We start from the raw sequence: 15,272 nt of genomic DNA on the forward strand, positions 1-15,272 counted from the left end.
GCATGGCTGCTCTGCGGCGCCTGCTGGCAGGCATTACTGACGACCCGTCGGATCGATGTGAGAACGACGATAGCGCAGCAGGTGGCAAATTTGAGACCGTCGCGAGAAAGTTCCCTCTAACGTGGCTGCCTCGCCCCGGAGCCCTGCGGCACACTGATCTCATCACCCGCAGAGAGGACGTCATGGCCCTTCGATCGAACCCAACCCTTCGCCAGCGACGCCTGGGGACCGAGTTGCGGAGGATTCGAGAGCAGGCCGGCCTCGGCGGCAGCCAGCTGGCACGCGAGCTCGGCATCCAGCCCGCGCAGATCACGCAGATGGAGAGTGGGAAGAGCGGGATCAGCGTCGAGCGGCTGCGGACGATCGCCGCCGTGTGCATGTGTACCAATCAGCCGCTGATCGACGCGATGGCGCGCATGGCCTCAGAGCGCGGGAAGGGCTGGTGGGAGGAGTACCGCGCCACCCTGACCATCGACTTCCTTGAAGTGGCAGAACTTGAGGGTCACGCCGAGCGGATCTCCTTCTGCAATACCGTCTACCTGCCTGGTTTGCTCCAGACCAAGTCCTACGCATCTGCGATGTTCGCCCGCCTCGTGCCTCCCCTGCCTCCACAGGATGTCGAGACCAGGACTACGTTCCGACTCAGGCGCCAGGAAGTCGTCCAGGCGACTCCGGTCCGGGCTTTCATCCACGAAGCTGCACTTCGCATGCAGTTCGGAGGTCCTCTGGTGCTCATCGACCAACTCGCTGCACTGCTGAACGACGCGGAGCGGCCGGGACTTTCCATCCGGGTCGTTCCGTTCGACGTTGACACCTTCCCAGGCACCGGTGAGAACCTGACCTACGTCGAGGGGCCAGTACCCGAGCTGGATACGGTCCAGATGGACGTCGCCCCAGGCACGTTGTTCTTCGACTCGCCCGCCAATCTGGCCAAGTACCGAACCATCTTCTCCAGCTTGGACGCCACTGCTCTCTCCGAGGAACAATCGTGCGACTTCATCCGATCCATCATGAAGGAAATGAAATCTACCTATGCCTAGCTCGGAGTGGCAGAAGTCCAGTTACAGTGCCTCAGGCAACGAGTGCGTCGAAGTACGCGCGATAGACCGCCTGATCGAGCTCCGCGAGTCCGACGAGGGACACCTCATCCTTCGCACCACCCCGACCGCCCTCTCCGCCCTCCTCGACGGCATCAAAGCCGGCGAATTCGACCACCACGCCTAACACGCCCCGGAGTAGGAAGTCGGCGGGCCCGACTTCCTACTCCTCCCCATACCATGCTGGCCGCCATGAAGATCGCTGCCGCCCAGCTGTCCTGCGTCCCCGCCTACATCCCGGCCAACGTCCGGCAACTCGTCGCCCTCGCCAACCACGTCGGCCCCTCCGGCCCCTGGACCGGCTGCGGCGGCGCCGCCCTGTGGGCCCCCGGCGGCACCCTCCTCGCCGAGGCCGACGACCACTCCACCACCGTCGCCATCGCCGACATCCCTGAGGCCTCCTGAGCCATTCCGGTCGTTGACTCGGGCTGTCCGGACGACGGCGGCAGTGTGGCGGCGGGCCAGGCCGATCGTTCTCCTTAGGTTGCGCGCTAGGTGTTCTGACTCGTGAGGTTGGGGACGCGGCTGGCGGGTGGCTTGCCTGCGAGTGCTGTGTGTCCGCGGTGGTGATTGTAGGTGTGGAGCCAGGCGGGGTAGGCGTCGCGGCGTTCCTGTTCGGTGCGGTAGGGCCTGGCGTAGGCCCATTCGTCGAGCAGGGTGCGGTTGAAGCGTTCGACCTTGCCGTTGGTCTGGGGCCGGTAGGGCCGGGTTCGCTTGTGCGTGATGCCTTCGGCCGCGAGGGCATCGCGCCAGGTCCGGGAGCGGTAGCAGGAGCCGTTGTCGGTCAGCACGCGCTGGACGGTGATCCCGGCCCGGGCGAAGAACTCGCTTGCCCGGGCCCAGAAGGCGGTGGCGGTCTCCTTGCGCTCGTCGGGCAGGATCTCGCTGTAGGCCAGGCGGGAGTGGTCGTCCACGGCGTTGTGGAGGTAGCTGTAGCCCGCGCCGGAACGGGTCTTGCGGCCGGCCTCACGGCCCAGGACCTTGTGGCCGCCGCCGTCGGGGATGTTGCCGAGCTTCTTGATGTCGACGTGGACCAACTCGCCCGGTGCGGCGCGTTCGTAGCGCCGCACCGGGCGGGCGGTCGCGCGGTCCAGATGGGCCAGGCGGGCGAGCCGGTAGCGGGTCAGCACGCGGTGCACGGTCGCTGGGTTGAGCCGCAGCAGGTAGGCGATGCGGGCCGGGCCCCAGCGGCGCAGGACGCGGACCTTGATGATCCGCCGCTCGGTGCGCGACGGGGTCCGCCGGGGGCTGCGGTGCGGGCGGCTGGAGAGGTCGCTCATACCGGCCTCGCCCAGCGCCCGGTAGCGGTCCGCCCAGCGCTTGGCCGTGGTGGGTGAGACCTGGAAGCGCTCGGCGGCCCGCCGCAACGGCCAGCCGTCGTCGACCACGCAGCGGGCCAGGCGCAGGCGTCCGGTCTCGGTCAGCGGTGCGTTACGGTGTGGCATGAGGGCCTTTCTGGCTGAGGTGCAGATGTCGCAATCCACACCGAGCCAGAAGGCCCTCACTCATTTCAAGATCACCACGCCGTGAGCCCTGTCACCAACCTCCGTGGTCAGTACAGCTAGGCGGGCCCGAAGGGAGGCCCGATGAGTGCACGAGGAGCACGATGTCCCTGCAGACAAGCCGACGGACCCTGGCCGCCGCCACCGTCGCCGCGATGACGGCAGCGGCCGGCCTGGTCGGCGTCGTCCCGTCCCAGGCAGCCCCGGTGGCGACCCGAGTACAGTGCCCCACCGACGATCTCCAGACGGCGATCAACGACGCCAGCGCCGGATCAACGCTGCTGGTGAGCGGCACCTGCACCGGCAACTTCGTCCTCACCAAAAACCTGACCATCAGGGGCGTCAGCGGCGCGACACTCGACGGCAACCACAACGGCAGCGTCGTCGTGCTCTTCGCAGCGGCCCAGGTGACACTCACCGGCCTGACCATCACCAACGGCACCGGCGCCAACAACGGAGGCGGCATTTTCATGGACTCCGGCACCGCGCTGACGCTCGACCACTCCACCGTGACGGGCAACTCGGCCTCGTCAGGCGGAGGCATCGACAGCTTCAACAGCACGCTGACACTGGACCACTCCACCGTGACGAACAACTCCGCCACCTTCGGGGGCGGCGGCATCTCCACTTCCTTCGGCACGGCAACGCTGAAGAACTCCACGGTGAGCAACAACACGACGCCGGGCCAGGGCGGCGGCATCGAAGTCGGCACCAGCACGGTCAACCTGGACCACTCCATGGTGGAGGGCAACAGCGCCAACGTCGGCGGAGGCATCATCAACGCGGGCGGTGGCAGCCCCAACAGCGGCACGGTGACGCTGACCTCGTCCACGGTCCAGAACAACACCGCACTCGGCGGCGGTGGCATCTACGAGGGCCTCAACGCCGGTCCCGTGACGCTGATCCGCTCCACGGTCATCAACAACACCCCCGACAACTGCGCACCCCCCGGGTCCGTCCCCGGCTGCACCGGCTGATCGCCCACGGCGCCCCGCCCGTCAAGCCGTGGAGCAGGAAGTCGGCCCCGCCGACTTCCTGCTCCACACCCCCCGCCGCACACACTCCGCCAGGCCCGCACTCGCCTGGTTTTCGAGAATCCGCTCCCACCGCAGCCCGTCCCGCCAGTCAGCCACCTGACCGGCCGGCCGGCTCCCGGCTATCGGGGGGCGTCCAGGCCCTTCTCCTCCGCGTACCTGGTCGTGAAACCCAGGACCACCACGTACCGGCCCTCGGCCGGCTTCATGACCTCGTTCGGCCGGACCGGCTGCCAGGTCAGGTACTCCGACCGGTGCTCGTCGTCGTTCCGGTACTGCCGGGTGCCGTGCTCCTGGTACCAGTCGTCCTCGCCGGGTTCCATGTAGTGCGACGGCGCCTTGCCCACATCGACCCGAAGCTCCGTCCGCACCGCCTTCCCGGCCCGCAGGTTGAACCGTACGGACGGGGCGATCGGCCGCGCCGCCGCCTGCGCCACCTCCTCCGGTGACGCGTCGCGGGACGTCTGGTGCGCGTACTGGTCGGCCGCGACCAGGCCCTTCCACAGGTCGGCGCTCCGCCAGCCTTGGGCGTCCAAGTACCGGTCCAGGTCGGCCAGTCGGGCTCGGACGTCGCTCCCGTCGAAGGCCAGGTACACGTTCACGGTCCGGTCGCAGGCCGCCGGCGACCAGACGCCCGGGCTCATCAGCGCCACCATGTTGGTGCGATGCTCCGACTGGCAGACGTCCACCGTCGAACTGCCCAACTTCTCTGCCCACGGCAGCAGTTCGGGAAGCTTGCCGACCTGCCCGTCCATCAGCTCGGTCGCCGTCCGCCGGGCCTCGACGGTCTCCGGGGACTTCGCCAGCCCCGGGACGTCCGGCGGGTCCGGGATCGCCGTCGCGCTGTGGATCCCCCACCACAGCAGGCCGACGCCCGCGACCAGGACCACCGGCACCGCGAAGAGCACCGCAGCCAGCACCCGCCGAAACCCAACCCGTACCACGTCGGCTCCCCCCAGCCTCGGTTGCGTACGGGCATCGTACGGGCTCGAACCCGCTGGTCAGCCCCCGGAGCGGATCGGCTCGCCCGTCCGGTGCAGATGGGCCAGGATCTCCCGGTACGAGCGGAGCAGGCCGGTCTCGTAGTACGGGATGCCCTTCTCCGCGCAGAACTCCCGGGTGATCCGGGCGGCCCGCCCGAGCGCGGGGGTCGGCATGCTGGGGAAGAGGTGGTGCTCCACCTGGTAGTTGAGGCCGCCCATCACCGCGTCCAGGAGCAGGCCACCGCGCACGTTGCGCGAGGTGAGCACCTGGCGGCGCAGGAAGTCGAGCCGCATCTCCGGCGTCACCATCAGCATGCCCTTGTGGTTCGGGGCGAAGACGCAGCCCAGGTAGACGCCGAGCAGCGCCTGGTGCACGGCGAGGAAGGCGACCGCCTTGCCGAGCGGCAGAGCGGCGAAGACCAGGCCGAAGTAGGCCGCGAAGTGGACCACCAGCAGGACGCCCTCCAGCAGCGGGCGCTTCACCGCAGGGCTCCGCAGCGCGCGGAAGCTGTTGAAGCTGAGGTTGAGGCCCTCCAGCAGGAGCAGCGGGAAGAACAGGTACGCCTGGCGGCGGCCGATGAACCGGGCGAGGCCGCTCGCCTGCCGGGCCTGCCGCTGCGACCACACGACGAGGTCCGGGGAGACGTCCGGGTCCCGGGTCTCGTGGTTGGGATTGGCGTGGTGGCGGGTGTGCTTGTTCATCCACCAGCCGTAGCTCATGCCCATCAGCAGGTTGGCGGCGATCCGGCCGCCGACCTCGCTCGGCAGGCGCCGGCTGAACACCTGGCGGTGCGCCAGGTCGTGGGAGAGCAGGCCGACCTGGGCGAACACCCCGGCCATCACGGCGGCCAGGGCGAGCTGCCACCAGGTGTCGCCCAGCGCGAACAGGGCCCACCAGCCGTCCAGGAACGCGAAGAGCACCAGTCCGGCGCGCACGGCGTAATACACCGGGCGCCGGTCGAGCAGTCCCTCGGCGGCTATCCGGCGGCTCAGCTGGGCGAAGTCGCTGCCGCCGCCGTCCGGCTGCGGGGCGGCGGCCCGCAGGATCTCGGGAGCGGGCTTGGTCATCGTCACGGGCTGTGTGGGCATGCCCCGAGTCTGGCCAGCCGGGCGGGCCCGAAGAACGGGGAAAGCACCCGTCCCGTACGGGTGTTAGCCCCCGGCCCCGGACGGGGGCCCCCTCCCGGCGCGGCCCGTCACCCGGTGCCGGCAGGAGGCGCCGGAGCAGGACGTCGGACCCACCGACTTCCTGCTCCTGAGCAGCCCACCGTGTGCCTCAGCCCTGCCAGGCGGCGCGCTGGCGGAGGGAGATGCGGTTGCCGTCCGGGTCCACGGCCTCGATGCGGATGCCGAAGCCGTAGTCCTCCGGTTCGGACTGCTCGAAGACCACGCCGCGCTCGCGCAGCACCTCGAAGTCCGCCCGCAGGTCGTCCGACTCAAGGAAGACCGGGCCGGGCGCGTCCCCTCCGGGCTGGCGCCCGGCGGGCTGCCCCGCGGCCGGGGCGTGCGACCACAGGACGATTTCCAGCGGGTTGCCCGGGGCTGCCACGGTCAGGAAGCGGCCGTCGGGACCCGGGTAGTCGACGCGCTTCTCCAGGCCAAGCCGGTCGGTGTAGAACTCCAGGGCGCGGTCCTGGTCGGTGACGTAGACCGTCACGTACATGATGTTCGTCAGCATCTCGCCGTCGTCCCTTCGTGTCATCGGTGGTGCTCACTGCTCCACTGCTCCACCGACGGATCGCGCGGGGCGAATGTGACACGGACGGCGCGCGAATGTGGTCAGTGATCGCGCGGTGGCCGGAAGAGCTCGTCCAGGTGGTGGGTGAGGATCGCCAACGCCTGCTCGCCATCCCGTTGTCCGCCCAGGACGCTGGAGCCGAGCCCGTTGACCATCGCCAGCAGTCCGGCGGCCGCCAGCTCGACGTCCCGCTCCGGCGCGATCGCCCCGGCCTCCTGCGCCGCGCGCAGCTGCTTGGCCACGAAGCCCTCCAGTACGACGGGCGGCTGCGCGGCCTGCTTCTCCAGCACCTCGGGGTCGCTGAGGACCAGCGCGTAGTACGCCGCGTACGTCCGGGTGATCCGGCGGCTCTCGGCATCGGTCGGCAGGATGCAGGACAGGACCGCCGTCACCACCTCCCGCGGGGCCCGGGCCTCGCCGATCCAGCGTTCCATCCGGGCCTGGAGCTGGGTGCCGAGCCGGGCCAGGGCGTCGAGCAGCAAGCCCTGCTTGGTCGTGAAGTAGTACTGCACGAGGCGCAGCGAGACGCCCGCCTCGGTCGCGACCGCGCGCATGCTGGCCGACTGCAGGCCCTCGGTGTCCGCGATGCGCAGCAGGGCCTCGGCGATCTGCCGCCGCCGCTCCTCATGGTCGACCTTCTCTGCCACGGTCCGCCTCCTTCTCTTGGTACACACGCATCATGCATGTGATACACCTGTACCATGCGAATCAGCGAGTTCAAGAACGGCAAGGCCGAATCCCGCTTCCGCACCGCGTACGAGCACGCGCTCACCCAGCTCTGGCCGGGACCGCGCACCCCGCTCGACGTCCCGACCCGCTTCGGCACCACCCGCGTCCACCGCACCGGCCCCGACCACGGGCAGCCGATCGTGCTGCTCCCCGGCTCCGGCGGCAACGCCCTGATGTGGCACGCGTACATCGAGCGCCTCGCCGCACACCACCCCGTCCTCGCCGTGGACACCGTCGGCGAACCCGGCGCCAGCGTGCAGAGCGCCCCGATCTCGGACGGCCACGACGCCGCCGACTGGCTGGAGGAACTGCTCGCCGCCCTCGACGTCCCGGCCGCCCACCTGGTCGGCTGCTCCTACGGCGGCTGGATCGCCCTCCACCACCAGATCCGCCACCCCGGACGGACCGCCGCCCTCACCCTGGTCGACCCGGCGGGCCTCGCCGACGTCGGACGGCGCTTCTACACCTGGCTCATCCTCGGCGGCCTCGCCGCCCTTGCACCGCGCCCGCTCCGGCCCCGACTGGCAAAGGCCGTCGACAACAGCGCCATCCTGGACACCGAGTTGATGGTCCTGATGCGCGCCTCGATGGGATTCCGCCGCCGACTGCCCCCGGCCACCACCCTCGGCGACGAGCAACTGAGCCGCCTCAGCACCCCCGCGCTCTTCCTGCTCGGCGAGCGCAGCGCCCTGCACGACGCCACGGCCGTCTCCGAGCGACTGCACCGGCTCGCCCCGGCCGCCCGGGTCGAGGTCGTCCCCGGCGCCGGGCACGCGCTGCCCACCGACGACCCGGCCGCCGTCCTCGCCGGAATCCTCGGCATGGCGGCCCAGCAGGGCGATTGAGGGCCGAGCGGCTGACTCACCCCTGCTGCGGTGGGCGGCGGCGCATGCTCAGCAGGAACAGCACCACCGCCGTCAGGACAGCGGCCGTGCGCAGCACGCCCGGCGCCATGGACCAGCTGAACTGGCCCAGCGGGGAGCCGGGTTGGACCGCACCTCCGGCACCGCCCCCGGCGGCCTGCTTGGCGCGGTTCATCGCGAACAGGGTGGTCGCGCTCATCGTCGCCAGCGGGATCCCGAGGATCACGAACTTGCGCATGAAATCGGAGAGTTGACGGGTCAGATAGCCGAGGCCCCAGCCCGCCAGCATGGCCGGGAAGAAACCGGACACCGCACCGCCGACCAGCAGGCCGCAGGACAGCAGGATCAGCGGGGACGGCCGGCGGGCGCCCTTGGCCGGACCGGCCGCCCCGGCGGGCGCGGCCTTGGCCTTCACCTTCCGCTGCCGCTTCGGGTTCGACGGCTTCGCCCCGGCCGCCGGCTCGACCGGCTGCTGCTGCGCCGTCTCCTCGGCCGCGCGCTGCTCGGGCACCGGTCTCGGCGCGGGCTGCGGCGCGTCCGAGAAGTCGAGCATCGTCATCGTCCACGGGCTCGAACTCTGCACCGTCGGCGGCGGGATCACCCCCGAGCCTTCCGACGGACCGGCGACGCCCGGCAGGTCCAGCGACACGTTCGGGATGCCGCCGCCCGATGCGCCGGAAGCGGCCGGGGGACCGTACACGCCGCCCTCGGCCGGCCCGCCGGCCGTCTCCCCCTCGGCCCCCGGAACGGACGCACCCGACGACCCCGCCCGCTCGCTCCACGGCCCGCTCTTGCGCCACCACTCGCCGTCCGTCATCACCGACACCCCGCCTCGCCCGGCCCGCCCATGGACATGCAGAGCGCGGCCGCCCACCGAACCGCCCTCCGCCGTGACGGTACCCACCGTGCCCCGCCCGCGCGAGTCCGAGCCGAACACCGCCGTCCACCGGCGCAGCCCGCCGCACGAGCGCACCCCGCCGTCCGTGCTCCCGACTAACCTAGGTCGAATGACCACACAGCAGGGCCCCCAACGCCAAGGTAGGACGCCCGCCGGCCCCCGCACCCTCGCCGAGGAGCTGCGCGCCCGCCCCGACGACGCGCTCGCCGCCCTGCTCCGGTCCCGCCCCGACCTGCTGAACCCCGTCCCCGGCGACCTCACCCAGCTGTCCGCCCGGCTCTCCTCGCGCGCCTCCGCGCTGCGCGCCCTGGAACGGCTCGACCGGTTCACCCTGCAGGTCGCCGAGGCGCTGGCGACCGCCCCGGACGGCACCGGCCTGACCACCGTACGGACCCTGCTGACCGGCCCGGCCAAGGTCAAGCCGCACCCCGGCGCCACCCCGCTCACCCCGGCCGACCGCTCCGCCGTCGCCGCCGCCCTCCCCCGCGCCATCGCCACCCTGCGCGATCGGGCGCTGCTCTGGGGCCCGGACAACGGCCTACGGCTGGTCCTCGCCGTCCGCGAGGCGCTCGCCCCGACCGCCGCCAACCCCGGCCGCACCGGCCTCGGCCCCACCCTCGCCGAGGCCACCACCGGCATGTCCCCGGCCCGGCTGCAGCAGCTGCTCGCCTCCGCCGGGCAGCCCGCCACCCCCGACCCGGTCACCGCCGTCGCCGCCCTGACCGCCCTGCTCACCGACCGCGCCCGCTGCGCCGCCCTGCTGGAGACCGCCCCCGAGGCCGCGCTGCGGCTGCTGGACCGGCTGGTCTGGGGCCCGCCCACCGGCACCGTCCCGGACGCCACCCGCCCGGTCACCGCCGAGGACGCGCAGAGCCCGGTCGAATGGCTGCTCGCCCGCGGCCTGCTGCTGCCGACCAGCCCGGGCAGCGTCGTGCTGCCCCGCGAACTGGCCCTGCACCTGCGCGGCGGCCGCACCCACCGCACCGTCGAACCGCTCCCGCCCGAGCCCGCGCCCGCCGCCGCCCCGCGCGATCCACAGGCTGTGGACAGCGCCGCGGCCGGCCAGGCGCACACCGCCGTCAAGACCGTCGAGGAACTGCTGGAGACCTGGGGCCTCACCCCGCCGCCCACCCTGCGGGCCGGCGGCCTCGGCGTACGGGATCTCAAGCGCGCCGCCCAGGCCCTGGAGACCACCGAGCAGCAGGCCGCCTTCTGGCTCGAACTCGCCTATACCGCGGGCCTGCTGGCCCCCGACGGCGAAGTCGACGAGTGCTGGGCGCCGACCCCCGGGTACGACAGCTGGCTGCAGCTGGACACCGCCGAGCGCTGGTCCGTCCTGGCCGCCGCCTGGCTCGCCGCCACCCGCGTCCCCGCCCTCACCGGCACCCCGGACAACAAGGGCAAGCCGCGCGCCGCCCTCGGCCCCGAACTCGACCGCACCCTCGCCCCGTCGGTGCGCCGCGCCACGCTCGCCCTGCTCGCCGAACTCCCGCCCGGCACCCCGGCCACCGCCGAGGAACTGCTGCCCACCCTGCGCTGGCAGCGCCCGCTGCGCGGCGGCCCGACCGGCCCGGACGGCCGCGAGCTGCGCGACGACCTCACCACCTGGACCCTCGCCGAGGCCGAACTCCTCGGCATCACCGGCCGCGGCGCCCTCGCCGCCCCCGGCCGCGCCCTGCTCACCGCCGAGTCCGACCCGGCCGAGGTGCTCGCCCCGCTGCTGCCGCAGCCACTGGACCACGTGATCCTCCAGCCGGACCTCACCGCGATCGCCCCCGGCCCGCTGCTCACCCCGCTCGCCCAGGCGCTCGCGCTCTGCGCCGACATCGAGTCCAAGGGCGGCGCCACCGTCTACCGGTTCAGCCCGACCTCCGTCCGCCGCGCCCTGGACGCCGGCCGCACCGCCGCCGACCTGCAGACCTTCCTGGCCCAGCACAGCCGCACGCCCGTGCCCCAGCCGCTCACCTACCTGATCGACGACGTCGCCCGGCGCCACGGCATCCTGCGGGTCGGCGCCGCCTCCTCCTACCTGCGCTGCGACGACCCCGCACTGCTGAACGAGGTGCTCGCCGACCGCCGCGCCGCCGACCTGCGGCTACGGCTGCTCGCCCCCACCGTCCTCGCCTCCCAGGCCGCCCCGGACGTCCTGCTCGCCGCCCTGCGCACCATGGGCTACGCACCGGCCGCCGAATCCGCCGAGGGCGACGTCCTGATCACCCGCCCGGACAGCCACCGCACCCCGCCCCGCACCGCCCCCACGCCCGTCCCCGACGGCCCGCCCACGCCCGACGACACCCTCCTCGCCGCCGCCATCAAGGCCATCCGGGCCGGCGACCGCGCCGCCACCGCCACCCGCCGCGAACCCACCCCGGACCCGCGCCAACTCCCCCGCACCGCCGCCGCCGAGACCCTCGCCGCCCTCCAGACGGCCGTCCTCCTCGGCGAACGCATGTGGATCGGCTACCTCAACGCCGAGGGCATCGCCAGCCAGCGCATCATCGACCCGGTCAAGGTCGAAGGCGGCTTCGTCACCGCCTTCGACCACCACGCCGACGAACTGCGCACCTTCGCCCTCCACCGCATCACCGGCGTCGCCGAACTGGACGAATAGCGCACACGGCTCGTCAGTGCCCCTGCGACTCCTTCATCTTCTCCTTGACGGCCTGGTCCGCCAGGCTGCCGATCTGCCCCTGCCCGACCGGCAGTTCGCCCCCGGTGACGGTGTCCGCGAGCAGGAGCCCGGGCGCGGCGAGCAGCCCGCCCGGCCCCTCCCCGATGCCCGCCAGGGCGTGGGCGGAACCGGCCGAGGAGGCGGTGGCCGCGAAGGCCGTGCCCATCAGGGCGAGGGCGGTGAGAACGCGCTTCGAGGTCTTCATGACCTGCTCAACGAGCGGGTACGGACCGTGGTCACTCGGGGCGATCCCTCGTTCGGCCGCCGCGAGGGCGTGTCGCGCTGACCATCCGTCAATGCGACGTATACATCGTTCGTTCCTGCTTTTTCACAGTTCACGGCTCCGCGTCCCACCGCAGCTCGCGGTGGGGCGCGGGGCCGTGGCGCCGGTTGTGAGGAGAGAGCGATGCGTCTGGCCCGTCCACACGATTCCGCGGGTGAGCCCGCACGTCGCGGTCCGGAGTCCGAAAGCAGTGGGCCTCGGCCCGGGCCGTGGGTGCGGGTGCGGGCCGTGGCGGCGGGACTGGCCCTGACGGCCGGGTTGGCCCTGCCGGTGCTGGCCCCGTCCCCGGCCATGGCCGCCACGGGCCAGCAGGGCTACGTCGACAACCCCGGCGCCAACACGGTGACGGTGTTCAACACCACCACCAACACCGTCACCACGACCATCCCCGTCGGCACCAGACCGGTGGCTGTAGCGGTGACCCCGAACGGCCTGCACGCCTACGTCGCCAACCGCAGCTCGGACAACGTGTCGGTGATCGACACCACCACCAACACCGTCACCACCACGATCCCCCTGCCCGCCGGTGACTCCCCGCAGGATGTGGCGATCGCCCCGAACGGGCTGCACGCCTACCTCCCCAACTTCGGCACGAGCACCCTGTCGGTGATCGACACCACCACCAACACGGTCACCACCGACATCCCCCTGGCCTCCGGCAGCGATCCGCGGTTCATCGCGATCACGCCGGACAGCTCCCATGTCTACGTCACCGAGCTCAGTCTTGGCCAGGTACAGGTGGTCGACACCACCACCAACACCGTCACCGCCACCATCCCCGGCTTCACCCAGCCGTCGGGCATCACGATCACCCCGAACGGCCTGCACGCCTACGTCGACGACTTCTCCGCGAACACCGTGTCGGTGATCGACACCGGCACCAACACCGTGGTGGGCCCCGCGATCCCCGTCGGCAACAACCCGTACGGCAACGCGATCACCCCGGACGGCCACCAGGTCTACGTCGGCAACGTCGCCGACGGCACCGTGTCGGTGATCGACACCACCAGCAACACCGTCACCGCCACTGTCCCCGTCGGCACCAGCCCCTACAAGCTCGGGATGAACCCCGACGGCAAACACGTCTACGTCGGCAACTTCTCCTCGAACACCGTGTCGGTGATCGACACCACCACCAACACCGTCACCGCCACCATCCCCGTCACCGGGCCGTTCGGTATCGCGATCACCCCGGTCCCCGCGGGGCCCGCCCTGACCATCACCAAGACCCACACCGGCAACTTCACCGCGGGCAGGACAGGCACCTACACCATCACCGTCGGCAACAACGGGACGGCCCCCACCGACGGCACCACGGTCACCATGAAGGACACCCTCCCGGCCGGACTCACCGCCACCAGCATCACCGGCAGGGGATGGCGCTGCACCCTGAGGACCCTGACCTGCACCCGCAGCGACGTCCTCAACCCCGGGAACACCTACCCGCCCATCACGCTGCGGGTCCGCGTCGCCCGCACCGCCACCGGCACCCTCACCAACACCGCCATGGTCAGCGGAGGCGGCGACGGCACCGCCACCGCCACCGACCCCACCGTCATCGACCCCTGCGACGACCACCACCACTGGTGACCGCAACGCTCCAACCACCCGGCCCACGGGACCGGCACATCTGAACAGTCGAACGCTTCGCCGACATCCACGCTCGACCCCGACGAGCGTGGATGTCGGCGTATCGGGGCCGCCCGCTGCGGACGACGCGGCGGCCGGTTGACCAACGGCAGTCCGAAGGAGCCCACCCACGTACCGCCCGGGATGAGCGACACTGGAGGGTCTGCGTCAATCCAGCCTGTCAGCCAGTGGAGGGCTCCCCCGCGTGAACGACGGACCGCTCATCGTCCAGAGCGACAAAACTCTTCTCCTGGAGATCGACCACCCCAAGGCCGCCGACTGCCGCCGCGCCATCGCGCCGTTCGCCGAGTTGGAGCGGGCGCCCGAGCACGTGCACACGTACCGGGTGACGCCGCTCGGGCTGTGGAACGCGCGGGCGGCCGGGCACGACGCCGAGCAGGTGGTGGACGCCCTGGTGACGTACTCGCGCTACCCGGTGCCGCACGCGCTGCTGGTGGACGTGGCGGACACCATGGGCCGGTACGGGCGGCTCCAGCTGGTCAAGCACCCCACCCACGGGCTGGTGCTGACCACCACCGACCGCCCGGTGCTGGAGGAGGTGCTGCGCTCCAAGAAGATCGTCCCGCTGGTCGGCGCCCGGGTCGACCCGGACACCGTGGTGGTGCACCCCTCCGAGCGCGGGCAGATCAAGCAGGTGCTGCTCAAACTCGGCTGGCCCGCCGAGGACTTCGCCGGGTACGTGGACGGCGAGGCGCACCCGATCGACCTGGACGAGGACGGCTGGCAGCTGCGCCCGTACCAGGCACAGGCGGTCGAGGGCTTCTGGCACGGCGGCTCGGGCGTGGTCGTGCTGCCCTGCGGCGCCGGCAAGACGCTGGTCGGCGCGGCCGCGATGGCGCACGCCAAGTCGACCACGCTGATCCTGGTCACCAACACCGTCTCGGCCCGCCAGTGGAAGCACGAGCTGGTCAAGCGCACCTCGCTGACCGAGGACGAGATCGGCGAGTACAGCGGGACGAAGAAGGAGATCCGCCCGGTCACCATCGCCACCTACCAGGTGATGACCACCAAGCGGAAGGGCGTGTACGCGCACCTGGAGCTGTTCGACGCCCGCAACTGGGGCCTGGTGGTCTACGACGAGGTGCACCTGCTGCCCGCGCCGGTGTTCAAGTTCACCGCCGACCTCCAGGCCCGCCGCCGGCTCGGCCTGACCGCCACCCTGGTGCGCGAGGACGGCCGCGAGGGCGACGTGTTCAGCCTGATCGGCCCGAAGCGCTTCGACGCCCCGTGGAAGGAGATCGAGGCCCAGGGCTACATCGCGCCCGCCAACTGCTGCGAGGTGCGGGTCACCCTCACCGACTCCGAGCGGCTCGCCTACGCCACCGCCGAGCCGGAGGAGCGCTACCGCTTCTGCGCGACCACCGCGACCAAGCGGCGGGTGGTGGAGGCGCTGGTGAAGAAGCACGAGAAGGACCAGACGCTGATCATCGGCCAGTACATCGACCAGCTGGACGAGCTCGGGGAGGTCCTGGACGCCCCGGTGATCAAGGGCGAGACCAGCAACGCCCAGCGCGAGAAGCTCTTCGACGCCTTCCGGAACAAGGAGATCAGCGTCCTGGTGGTCTCCAAGGTCGCGAACTTCTCGATCGACCTGCCCGAGGCGACGGTCGCCATCCAGGTCTCCGGGACCTTCGGCTCCCGCCAGGAGGAGGCCCAGCGCCTCGGCCGCGTCCTGCGCCCCAAGGCGGACGGGCACGCGGCGCACTTCTACTCGGTGGTCGCCCGCGACACCGTGGACCAGGACTTCGCCGCCCACCGGCAGCGCTTCCTGGCCGAGCAGGGCTACGCGTACCGGATCATCGACGCGGACGACGTGCTGTAAGG

Annotated in this window: 15 protein-coding genes; 8 read left to right on the forward strand and 7 right to left on the reverse strand. The window is 71.6% G+C overall.

Annotation, left to right across the window (positions count from 1 at the left end; genetic code table 11):
• Nucleotides 1–2 precede the first annotated feature (2 nt).
• The 3 genes from O1G21_RS17580 (at nucleotide 3) to O1G21_RS17590 (ending at nucleotide 1,502) form a co-directional block, all read left to right on the forward strand.
• Nucleotides 3–1,040 (forward strand): helix-turn-helix domain-containing protein, encoded by a 1,038-nt coding sequence (locus tag O1G21_RS17580; RefSeq protein ID WP_270144925.1) that lies wholly within the window; start codon nucleotides 3–5, stop codon nucleotides 1,038–1,040.
• Nucleotides 1,033–1,224 (forward strand): DUF397 domain-containing protein, encoded by a 192-nt coding sequence (locus tag O1G21_RS17585; RefSeq protein ID WP_270144928.1) that lies wholly within the window; start codon nucleotides 1,033–1,035, stop codon nucleotides 1,222–1,224. Before O1G21_RS17580 ends, O1G21_RS17585 begins: the two co-directional genes overlap by 8 nt.
• A 65-nt stretch (nucleotides 1,225–1,289) precedes the next feature.
• Nucleotides 1,290–1,502 carry a carbon-nitrogen hydrolase family protein gene (locus O1G21_RS17590; protein WP_405000662.1) on the forward strand — a complete coding sequence of 71 codons (213 nt, stop codon included), beginning with the start codon at nucleotides 1,290–1,292 and terminating at the stop codon, nucleotides 1,500–1,502.
• An 86-nt stretch (nucleotides 1,503–1,588) separates the two neighbouring features.
• Here the strand turns inward: O1G21_RS17590 and O1G21_RS17595 are convergent, their stop codons facing one another.
• Nucleotides 1,589–2,542 carry an IS481 family transposase gene (locus O1G21_RS17595; protein WP_270139974.1) on the reverse strand — a complete coding sequence of 318 codons (954 nt, stop codon included), beginning with the start codon at nucleotides 2,540–2,542 and terminating at the stop codon, nucleotides 1,589–1,591.
• A 161-nt stretch (nucleotides 2,543–2,703) separates the two neighbouring features.
• Here O1G21_RS17595 and O1G21_RS17600 point away from each other — a divergent pair, with 161 nt between their 5' ends.
• Nucleotides 2,704–3,576, forward strand: a complete 873-nt coding sequence (locus O1G21_RS17600) for a right-handed parallel beta-helix repeat-containing protein (protein ID WP_270144930.1) — start codon at nucleotides 2,704–2,706, stop codon at nucleotides 3,574–3,576.
• Between the two features lie 179 nt (nucleotides 3,577–3,755).
• On the opposite strand, the gene O1G21_RS17605 is transcribed toward O1G21_RS17600, so the two are convergent.
• The 4 genes from O1G21_RS17605 to O1G21_RS17620 form a co-directional block, all read right to left on the reverse strand.
• A complete protein-coding gene (locus O1G21_RS17605; RefSeq protein WP_270144932.1) occupies nucleotides 3,756–4,553 on the reverse strand; it encodes a hypothetical protein in 798 nt (265 codons plus the stop codon).
• Between the two features lie 81 nt (nucleotides 4,554–4,634).
• Entirely contained in the window at nucleotides 4,635–5,684 is a 1,050-nt protein-coding gene (locus O1G21_RS17610; protein ID WP_270151079.1) for a fatty acid desaturase family protein, read from the reverse strand.
• Nucleotides 5,685–5,892: 208 nt separating this feature from the next.
• Complete coding sequence (locus tag O1G21_RS17615; protein WP_270144934.1) at nucleotides 5,893–6,318, reverse strand: VOC family protein; 426 nt, start codon at nucleotides 6,316–6,318, stop codon at nucleotides 5,893–5,895.
• Between the two features lie 77 nt (nucleotides 6,319–6,395).
• On the reverse strand, nucleotides 6,396–7,001 hold the full coding sequence (locus O1G21_RS17620; RefSeq protein WP_270144936.1) for a TetR/AcrR family transcriptional regulator: 606 nt from the start codon (nucleotides 6,999–7,001) through the stop codon (nucleotides 6,396–6,398).
• Between the two features lie 54 nt (nucleotides 7,002–7,055).
• On the opposite strand from O1G21_RS17620, the gene O1G21_RS17625 reads away from it, so the two are divergent.
• Nucleotides 7,056–7,928 (forward strand): alpha/beta fold hydrolase, encoded by an 873-nt coding sequence (locus tag O1G21_RS17625; RefSeq protein WP_270144937.1) that lies wholly within the window; start codon nucleotides 7,056–7,058, stop codon nucleotides 7,926–7,928.
• A 16-nt stretch (nucleotides 7,929–7,944) separates the two neighbouring features.
• Here O1G21_RS17625 and O1G21_RS17630 read toward each other — a convergent pair whose 3' ends face one another.
• Nucleotides 7,945–8,763, reverse strand: a complete 819-nt coding sequence (locus O1G21_RS17630) for a hypothetical protein (RefSeq protein WP_270144939.1) — start codon at nucleotides 8,761–8,763, stop codon at nucleotides 7,945–7,947.
• 190 nt (nucleotides 8,764–8,953) lie between these two features.
• Here O1G21_RS17630 and O1G21_RS17635 point away from each other — a divergent pair, with 190 nt between their 5' ends.
• The gene (locus tag O1G21_RS17635) at nucleotides 8,954–11,455 is read left to right on the forward strand and encodes a helicase C-terminal domain-containing protein (RefSeq protein ID WP_270144941.1); all 2,502 of its coding nucleotides are present in this window, start codon (nucleotides 8,954–8,956) and stop codon (nucleotides 11,453–11,455) included.
• A 13-nt stretch (nucleotides 11,456–11,468) separates the two neighbouring features.
• On the opposite strand, the gene O1G21_RS17640 is transcribed toward O1G21_RS17635, so the two are convergent.
• The gene (locus O1G21_RS17640) at nucleotides 11,469–11,720 is read right to left on the reverse strand and encodes a hypothetical protein (protein WP_270144943.1); all 252 of its coding nucleotides are present in this window, start codon (nucleotides 11,718–11,720) and stop codon (nucleotides 11,469–11,471) included.
• A gap of 306 nt (nucleotides 11,721–12,026) precedes the next feature.
• Between O1G21_RS17640 and O1G21_RS17645 the strand changes: the two genes are divergently transcribed.
• Together O1G21_RS17645 and O1G21_RS17650 are read left to right on the forward strand one after the other, a co-directional pair.
• On the forward strand, nucleotides 12,027–13,388 hold the full coding sequence (locus O1G21_RS17645; protein ID WP_270144944.1) for a beta-propeller fold lactonase family protein: 1,362 nt from the start codon (nucleotides 12,027–12,029) through the stop codon (nucleotides 13,386–13,388).
• A gap of 244 nt (nucleotides 13,389–13,632) precedes the next feature.
• Complete coding sequence (locus tag O1G21_RS17650) at nucleotides 13,633–15,270, forward strand: DNA repair helicase XPB (protein WP_270144946.1); 1,638 nt, start codon at nucleotides 13,633–13,635, stop codon at nucleotides 15,268–15,270.
• Nucleotides 15,271–15,272: the final 2 nt, after the last annotated feature.

Origin of the sequence: Kitasatospora cathayae, assembly GCF_027627435.1 — a bacterium.
Classification (GTDB): domain Bacteria; phylum Actinomycetota; class Actinomycetes; order Streptomycetales; family Streptomycetaceae; genus Kitasatospora; species Kitasatospora cathayae.

Excerpts from the sequence above, each read along its gene's own strand:
- O1G21_RS17580 (WP_270144925.1), top strand. The coding sequence starts at position 3 with ATGGCTGCTCTGCGGCGCCTGCTGGCAGGCATTACTGACGACCCGTCG.
- O1G21_RS17585 (WP_270144928.1), top strand. The coding sequence starts at position 1,033 with ATGCCTAGCTCGGAGTGGCAGAAGTCCAGTTACAGTGCCTCAGGCAAC.
- O1G21_RS17590 (WP_405000662.1), top strand. The coding sequence starts at position 1,290 with ATGAAGATCGCTGCCGCCCAGCTGTCCTGCGTCCCCGCCTACATCCCG.
- O1G21_RS17595 (WP_270139974.1), bottom strand. The coding sequence starts at position 2,542 with ATGCCACACCGTAACGCACCGCTGACCGAGACCGGACGCCTGCGCCTG.
- O1G21_RS17600 (WP_270144930.1), top strand. The coding sequence starts at position 2,704 with ATGTCCCTGCAGACAAGCCGACGGACCCTGGCCGCCGCCACCGTCGCC.
- O1G21_RS17610 (WP_270151079.1), bottom strand. The coding sequence starts at position 5,684 with ATGACCAAGCCCGCTCCCGAGATCCTGCGGGCCGCCGCCCCGCAGCCG.
- O1G21_RS17615 (WP_270144934.1), bottom strand. The coding sequence starts at position 6,318 with ATGACACGAAGGGACGACGGCGAGATGCTGACGAACATCATGTACGTG.
- O1G21_RS17625 (WP_270144937.1), top strand. The coding sequence starts at position 7,056 with ATGCGAATCAGCGAGTTCAAGAACGGCAAGGCCGAATCCCGCTTCCGC.
- O1G21_RS17630 (WP_270144939.1), bottom strand. The coding sequence starts at position 8,763 with ATGACGGACGGCGAGTGGTGGCGCAAGAGCGGGCCGTGGAGCGAGCGG.
- O1G21_RS17635 (WP_270144941.1), top strand. The coding sequence starts at position 8,954 with ATGACCACACAGCAGGGCCCCCAACGCCAAGGTAGGACGCCCGCCGGC.
- O1G21_RS17640 (WP_270144943.1), bottom strand. The coding sequence starts at position 11,720 with ATGAAGACCTCGAAGCGCGTTCTCACCGCCCTCGCCCTGATGGGCACG.